11 protein-coding genes are annotated in these 6,251 nt (G+C 64.5%); all 11 read right to left on the bottom strand.

Features of this window, described 5'->3' with window-relative positions; all coding sequences use genetic code 11:
- Positions 1 to 111 precede the first annotated feature (111 nt).
- The gene (locus AB0D27_RS23255; RefSeq protein WP_362511835.1) at positions 112 to 768 is read right to left on the bottom strand and encodes an adenylate kinase; all 657 of its coding nucleotides are present in this window, start codon (positions 766 to 768) and stop codon (positions 112 to 114) included.
- Positions 768 to 2,081 (bottom strand): preprotein translocase subunit SecY, encoded by a 1,314-nt coding sequence (gene secY, locus AB0D27_RS23250; RefSeq protein ID WP_362511832.1) that lies wholly within the window; start codon positions 2,079 to 2,081, stop codon positions 768 to 770. The genes AB0D27_RS23255 and secY overlap by 1 nt, the downstream gene beginning before the upstream one ends.
- Positions 2,082 to 2,305: 224 nt before the next feature.
- A complete protein-coding gene (rplO, locus tag AB0D27_RS23245) occupies positions 2,306 to 2,761 on the bottom strand; it encodes a 50S ribosomal protein L15 (RefSeq protein WP_362511829.1) in 456 nt (151 codons plus the stop codon).
- A gap of 2 nt (positions 2,762 to 2,763) precedes the next feature.
- Positions 2,764 to 2,946 carry a 50S ribosomal protein L30 gene (gene rpmD / locus AB0D27_RS23240; RefSeq protein ID WP_362511826.1) on the bottom strand — a complete coding sequence of 61 codons (183 nt, stop codon included), beginning with the start codon at positions 2,944 to 2,946 and terminating at the stop codon, positions 2,764 to 2,766.
- 2 nt (positions 2,947 to 2,948) lie between these two features.
- Positions 2,949 to 3,554 carry a 30S ribosomal protein S5 gene (gene rpsE / locus AB0D27_RS23235; protein ID WP_006376045.1) on the bottom strand — a complete coding sequence of 202 codons (606 nt, stop codon included), beginning with the start codon at positions 3,552 to 3,554 and terminating at the stop codon, positions 2,949 to 2,951.
- A 64-nt stretch (positions 3,555 to 3,618) separates the two neighbouring features.
- Positions 3,619 to 4,002, bottom strand: coding sequence for a 50S ribosomal protein L18 (gene rplR / locus AB0D27_RS23230; protein ID WP_067367094.1), 384 nt, complete (start codon positions 4,000 to 4,002; stop codon positions 3,619 to 3,621).
- A gap of 3 nt (positions 4,003 to 4,005) precedes the next feature.
- Positions 4,006 to 4,545: a 50S ribosomal protein L6 gene (rplF, locus tag AB0D27_RS23225; RefSeq protein WP_099500630.1), complete on the bottom strand. Its 540-nt coding sequence runs from the start codon at positions 4,543 to 4,545 to the stop codon at positions 4,006 to 4,008.
- 24 nt (positions 4,546 to 4,569) lie between these two features.
- Entirely contained in the window at positions 4,570 to 4,968 is a 399-nt protein-coding gene (rpsH, locus tag AB0D27_RS23220) for a 30S ribosomal protein S8 (protein WP_004984520.1), read from the bottom strand.
- 209 nt (positions 4,969 to 5,177) lie between these two features.
- Complete coding sequence (locus AB0D27_RS23215) at positions 5,178 to 5,363, bottom strand: type Z 30S ribosomal protein S14 (RefSeq protein ID WP_003956452.1); 186 nt, start codon at positions 5,361 to 5,363, stop codon at positions 5,178 to 5,180.
- Between the two features lie 5 nt (positions 5,364 to 5,368).
- Positions 5,369 to 5,926, bottom strand: a complete 558-nt coding sequence (rplE, locus tag AB0D27_RS23210) for a 50S ribosomal protein L5 (RefSeq protein ID WP_020132628.1) — start codon at positions 5,924 to 5,926, stop codon at positions 5,369 to 5,371.
- On the bottom strand, positions 5,926 to 6,249 hold the full coding sequence (rplX, locus tag AB0D27_RS23205) for a 50S ribosomal protein L24 (protein WP_362511821.1): 324 nt from the start codon (positions 6,247 to 6,249) through the stop codon (positions 5,926 to 5,928). The genes rplE and rplX overlap by 1 nt, the downstream gene beginning before the upstream one ends.
- Positions 6,250 to 6,251 lie beyond the last annotated feature (2 nt).

Genomic DNA, 6,251 nt, shown 5'->3' with positions numbered 1-6,251 from the left:
GGCCGCGGCACCCTCCTGGGGTACCGCGGCCGAAACGACGTACACCTGCCTACGCGCCCCCGCGAGGAAACGGCGCCCTGCTCAACGCGCCCCGCGAGACAAACGCGAGTATTACGCCGCCTCGCGAGCCAGCGCATCCATCGCACGCCTCGTGACTTCTTCCACCTTGCCGAGCGCGGAGATCGTGACGACCAGGCCCTGGGCCTTGTAGTAGTCGATGATCGGCTCGGTCTGCGTGTGGTAGACCTCGAGACGCTTGCGGACGGTCTCCTCGGAGTCGTCGTCACGCTGGTACAGCTCGCCACCGCAGACGTCACAGACGCCTTCCCGCTTCGGCTGCTTGTACGTCACGTGGAAGACGTGCGCCGAGTCGTTACGGCAGATGCGGCGGCCGGCGATGCGCTTGACCACCTCGTCCTCGGGGACCTCCAGGTCCAGGACCGCGTCCAGCTTCATGCCCTCGGCGTTGAGCATCTCGTCCAGCGCCTCGGCCTGCGAGACGTTGCGCGGGAACCCGTCGAGGAGGAATCCGTGCTCCGCGTCGGGCTGCTCCATGCGGTCCTTGGCCATCGCGATGGTGACCTCGTCCGGTACCAGCTCGCCCTTGTCCATGTAGGACTTCGCCAGTTTGCCGAGTTCCGTCTGCTGGCTGATGTTGGCGCGGAACAGGTCGCCCGTGGAGATGTGCGGGATCGACAGGTTCTTGGCGAGGAACGCGGCCTGCGTTCCCTTGCCGGCACCGGGCGGCCCGACGAGGACGATTCGCATCAGCGGAGGAACCCTTCGTAATTGCGCTGCTGAAGCTGGCTCTCGATCTGCTTCACCGTCTCAAGACCCACACCCACGATGATCAGGATGCTGGTTCCACCGAACGGGAAGTTACCGGTGGCGCCGAAGCCCACCAACGCCATCGTCGGCACGAGAGCGATCAGACCCAGATACAGCGACCCCGGCCAGGTGATCCGGTTGAGTACGTAGCTGAGGTACTCGGCGGTCGGGCGGCCGGCCCGGATGCCCGGGATGAAGCCACCATACTTCTTCATGTTGTCCGCTACTTCCTCGGGGTTGAACGAGATCGCCACGTAGAAAAACGCGAAGAAAACGATCAACAGGAAGTAAGAGACCAGGTAGATGGGGTGATCGCCCTTGGTCAGGTTCTGAGTGACCCAGGTCTTCCAGCCCGAGTCGCTCTTGGAGAACTGCGCGATCAGGGCCGGGATGTAGAGCAGCGACGACGCGAAGATGACAGGAATCACACCCGCCTGATTGACCTTCAGCGGGATGTAAGTGGACGTACCACCGTACGACCGCCGGCCGATCATGCGCTTCGCGTACTGGACCGGAATGCGGCGCTGGGCCTGCTCGACGAAGACGACGAGGCCGACCATGACCAGGCCGACGAGGATCACGGTGCCGAACTCGATCCAGCCGCCCGCGAGGGTGCCCGACTTCTTGATGGCCCACAGCGCGGACGGGAAGGTCGCGGCGATCGAGATGAACATCAGGATCGACATGCCGTTGCCGATGCCGCGGTCCGTGATGAGCTCGCCGAGCCACATGACGACGGCCGTACCGGCGGTCATCGTGACGACCATGGTGATGGTGGTGAAGATCGACTGGTCCGGCACGATCTGACCGGCCAGCTGACAGCCGCTGAACAGGGCGCCGCTGCGGGCGGTGGCGACCAGACCGGTGCCCTGGAGGATGGCGAGGGCCACCGTCAGATAACGGGTGTACTGCGTGATCTTCGCGGTGCCGGCCTGGCCCTCCTTCTTGAGGGCTTCGAGACGCGGAATCACCACCGTCAGCAGCTGCAGAATGATGCTCGCCGTGATGTACGGCATGATACCGAGCGCGAAGATCGTGATCTGCAGCAGAGCGCCACCGCTGAACATGTTGACCAGACCGAACAGACCAGTGTTGGCCTTCGCCTGGTCCATGCAGAACTGGACGCTCTTGTAGTCGACGCCGGGGATCGGGATGTGGGTACCGACTCGGTAGACCACGATGATGCCGAGCGTGAAGAGCAGCTTCTTGCGCAGGTCGGGCGTCCTGAACGCCCGGGCGAACGCGGTAAGCACGGTGCCTCCTGCGACCCCCGCGCAAGTGCGTCAAGGGTGACGGTCTTGAGTTTCGACGAATAGGTATCGGCTAACTGCCGCCCAGCGGGACGCCGGACGAAAAGTTGGCAGTGCAGGCCACCTTACCGGCGGGACTGCCCCCCTAGGAACGACCAACCGGGGATGCCCCATTTGTGGGGCATCCCCGGTCGGGATCGCTCAAGTCATCGAGACGCCTGTTTAAGTCAGACGAGCTCGGTGACGGTACCGCCGGCGGCGGTGATCTTCTCCTTGGCGGAGCCGGAGACGGCGTCGACCGTCACCTGCAGCGCCACGGTGACCTCACCCTGGCCGAGGACCTTGACGAGGCTGTTCTTGCGAACGGCACCCTTGGCGACGAGACCCTCGACGGTGACCTCGCCACCCTCCGGGTACAGCGCGGCCAGCTTGTCGAGGTTCACGACCTGGAACTCGGTCTTGAACGGGTTCTTGAAGCCCTTCAGCTTCGGAAGACGCATGTGGAGGGGCATCTGGCCACCCTCGAAGCGCTCCGGAACCTGGTAGCGGGCCTTCGTGCCCTTGGTACCACGACCGGCCGTCTTACCCTTCGACGCCTCACCACGACCCACACGGGTCTTGGCGGTCTTGGCGCCCGGGGCGGGACGGAGGTTGTGGATCTTGAGCGGGTTGTTCTCCGCCATGATCAGTCGACCTCCTCAACCGTCACGAGGTGACGGACATGGCGAACCATGCCGCGGAACTCGGGGCGGTCCTCCTTGACGACCACGTCGTTGATCCCCTTGAGACCAAGCGAACGCAGGGTGTCGCGGTGGTTCTGCTTACTGCCGATGTACGACTTCGTCTGCGTGATCTTGAGCTGAGCCATGATTACGCACCCGCTCCCGCACGTGCACGCAGCAGAGCCGCGGGAGCGACGTCCTCGAGGGGCAGACCACGGCGAGCCGCGATCTCCTCGGGACGCTGCAGGCCCTTGAGGGCCGCCACGGTCGCGTGCACGATGTTGATCGCGTTGGACGAGCCGAGCGACTTCGACAGGATGTCGTGAACGCCGGCGCACTCGAGCACCGCACGCACCGGGCCACCGGCGATAACGCCGGTACCGGGGGAAGCAGGCTTGAGCAGGACGACGCCCGCGGCCTTCTCGCCCGTGATCGGGTGCGGGATGGTGCCCTGGATACGGGGGACCTTGAAGAAGTGCTTCTTGGCCTCCTCAACACCCTTGGCGATGGCGGCCGGCACCTCCTTGGCCTTGCCGTAACCGACACCCACGGTGCCGTCACCGTCGCCCACCACGACCAGCGCGGTGAAGCTGAAGCGACGACCACCCTTCACAACCTTGGCGACGCGGTTGATCGCGACAACGCGCTCAACGTACGCGGTCTTCTCGGCGGCAGCAGCGCCGCCGTCACGGCCCTTCCGGTCCCGCCGCTCGCCGCCACCGGCACCGCTTCCGCGGCGCTGGGGTCCAGCCATTGGATTACCTCTCTCTTTTTCCGCTAGCTACGCAGCGACCTAAGTCGCTAGCGCGACGGGCGACTCAGAACTTGAGTCCGGCTTCGCGGGCGGCGTCCGCCAGGGCAGCGATGCGCCCGGCGTACTGGTTACCACCACGGTCGAATACGACAGCCTCGACACCGGCAGCCTTGGCGCGCTCGGCGACCAGGGCGCCGACCGACTTGGCCTGCGCGGACTTGTCGCCCTCGCCGCCGCGGACCGTGGTGTCCAGGGTCGACGCCGACGCCAGGGTGTGACCCTTAACGTCGTCGATGACCTGGGCCACGATGTGACGGTTCGAGCGCGTCACGACCAGGCGCGGACGCTCAGCCGTACCCGAGATGTGCTTACGGATCCGGATGTGACGACGCTTGATGGCAGCACGCTTGTAAGCGTCGCCCTTAGCAATCTTGACACCGTATGCCATGGCTTACTTACCCGCCTTTCCGACCTTGCGGCGGATGACTTCGCCTTCGTACTTGACGCCCTTGGCCTTGTACGGGTCGGGCTTGCGCAGCTTGCGGATGTTGGCCGCAACCTCTCCGACCTTCTGCTTGTCGATGCCCTCGACCGAGAACCGCGTCGGGTTCTCGACCTTGAAGGAGATCCCCTCGGGGGCCTCGACAGTGATCGAGTGGCTGTAGCCGAGCGAGAACTCCAGGTTGGAGCCCTTCGCCAGGACTCGGTAACCGACACCGCTGATTTCGAGCTTCTTCACGTAACCCTGGGTCACGCCGGTGATCATGTTCGCCACCAGCGTGCGGGACAGGCCGTGGAGGGCCTTGTTCTGACGCTCGTCGTTCGGGCGGGTGACGTTCAGAACGCCGTCCTCACCCTTAGCGATCTCGATCGGCGCCGCGATGGTGTGGGAGAGGGTCCCCTTGGGGCCCTTCACCTGCACCGTACGGCCGTCGATGGTGACGTCCACGCCGGCGGGAACCGTGATGGGGAGCTTGCCAATACGCGACATAGCTGTTTCCTCCGTTCCCTTCCGCTACCAGACGTAGGCGAGAACTTCTCCGCCTACGCCCTTCTTGCCGGCCTGCTTGTCGGTGAGGAGACCGTGCGACGTGGAGATGATCGCCACGCCGAGGCCGCCGAGCACCTTCGGCAGGTTGGTGGACTTCGCGTAAACCCGGAGACCGGGCTTGGAGATCCGCTTGATGCCCGCGATGGAGCGCTCACGGTTCGGGCCGAACTTCAGCTCGAGGACGAGGTTCTTGCCGACCTCGGCGTCCTCGACCTTCCAGCCCGTGATGAAGCCCTCCTGCTGGAGGATCTCCGCGATGTGCGACTTGATCTTGCTGTGCGGCATAGCCACGGAGTCGTGGTACGCCGAGTTCGCGTTACGCAGACGCGTAAGCATGTCTGCGATCGGATCAGTCATGGTCATGAATTGGCCTTCGGCCTCTCTCGCCGGGGTTTCCTGTATGCGCCATCCCTCTCCCCACACATGGGCGGGACGGGTGCGGCACGGGGACCTACGGCGTAGTAAGTCGTACGGGCGACAGACGCCCAACCCTCCTAGCCTAAGCCATGAAGGGGAGGGCCTCTGCCAACCCTCTGCTTACCGAGAGCGTCCGGGGAATCCCAACTAGGGGATTACCAGGAGCTCTTGGTCACGCCCGGCAGCTCGCCACGGTGAGCCATCTCACGAAGGCACACGCGGCACAGGCCGAACTTGCGGTACACGGAGTGCGGACGGCCGCAGCGCTGGCAGCGGGTGTACGCGCGCACACCGAACTTGGGCTTACGAGCAGCCTTGGCAATAAGAGCCTTCTTCGCCATCTCGCTTACGCCTCCTTGAACGGGAAGCCGAGGTGACGGAGAAGGGCACGGCCCTCAGCGTCGTTGGTCGCCGTGGTCACCACGGTGATGTCCATACCCCGGACGCGGTCGATCTTGTCCTGGTCGATCTCGTGGAACATGACCTGCTCCGTGAGACCGAAGGTGTAGTTGCCACGGCCGTCGAACTGCTTGGGGGACAGACCGCGGAAGTCGCGGATGCGCGGCAGCGCAAGCGACAGGGTGCGGTCCAGGAACTCCCACATGCGGTCGCCACGGAGCGTGACGTGGGCACCGATCGGCTGACCCTCGCGCAGCTTGAACTGCGCGATGGACTTGCGGGCCTTGGTGATGGCCGGCTTCTGACCGGTGATGGTGGTCAGGTCACGGACGGCACCGTCCATGAGCTTGGAGTCACGGGCGGCGTCGCCGACACCCATGTTGACCACGATCTTGACGAGGCCGGGGATCTGCATGACGTTCTCGTACGAGAACTCCTCACGCAGCTTGCCCGCGATCTCCTCGCGGTACTTCGTCTTGAGACGCGGAGTGGTGGTGGTAGCCATCAGATGTCCTCACCCGTCCGCTTGGCAACGCGAACCTTGTTGCCCTCGTCGTCGAAGCGGTAACCGACACGCGTGACGACCTTGTTGCCGTCCTTCTCAACGACCAGCTGGACGTTGGAGACGTGGATCGGCGCCTCGGTCGTGACGATGCCACCGGCCTGCGAACCGCTCGCGGTCGGGCCGGCCTTGGTGTGCTTCTTGACCCGGTTGACACCCTCGACAAGGATGCGCTCGTCGCGCGGGTAAGCGGCAATGACCTTGCCCTGCTTGCCCTTGTCCTTACCGGTGATGACCTGGACCAGGTCGCCCTTCTTGATCTTCATGC

It is taken from the genome of Streptomyces sp. NPDC048415 (assembly GCF_040651675.1).
GTDB lineage: Bacteria > Actinomycetota > Actinomycetes > Streptomycetales > Streptomycetaceae > Streptomyces.
The sequence above is the reverse complement of the archived record's forward strand: the minus strand, read 5'-3'. Positions and strand labels throughout refer to the sequence as shown.

Bases quoted from the DNA above. Each gene is read 5' to 3' on its own strand.
- AB0D27_RS23255 (WP_362511835.1), bottom strand. From the start codon at position 768: ATGCGAATCGTCCTCGTCGGGCCGCCCGGTGCCGGCAAGGGAACGCAG.
- rplO (WP_362511829.1), bottom strand. From the start codon at position 2,761: ATGGCGGAGAACAACCCGCTCAAGATCCACAACCTCCGTCCCGCCCCG.
- rpmD (WP_362511826.1), bottom strand. From the start codon at position 2,946: ATGGCTCAGCTCAAGATCACGCAGACGAAGTCGTACATCGGCAGTAAG.
- rpsE (WP_006376045.1), bottom strand. From the start codon at position 3,554: ATGGCTGGACCCCAGCGCCGCGGAAGCGGTGCCGGTGGCGGCGAGCGG.
- rplR (WP_067367094.1), bottom strand. From the start codon at position 4,002: ATGGCATACGGTGTCAAGATTGCTAAGGGCGACGCTTACAAGCGTGCT.
- rplF (WP_099500630.1), bottom strand. From the start codon at position 4,545: ATGTCGCGTATTGGCAAGCTCCCCATCACGGTTCCCGCCGGCGTGGAC.
- rpsH (WP_004984520.1), bottom strand. From the start codon at position 4,968: ATGACCATGACTGATCCGATCGCAGACATGCTTACGCGTCTGCGTAAC.
- AB0D27_RS23215 (WP_003956452.1), bottom strand. From the start codon at position 5,363: ATGGCGAAGAAGGCTCTTATTGCCAAGGCTGCTCGTAAGCCCAAGTTC.
- rplE (WP_020132628.1), bottom strand. From the start codon at position 5,926: ATGGCTACCACCACCACTCCGCGTCTCAAGACGAAGTACCGCGAGGAG.
- rplX (WP_362511821.1), bottom strand. From the start codon at position 6,249: ATGAAGATCAAGAAGGGCGACCTGGTCCAGGTCATCACCGGTAAGGAC.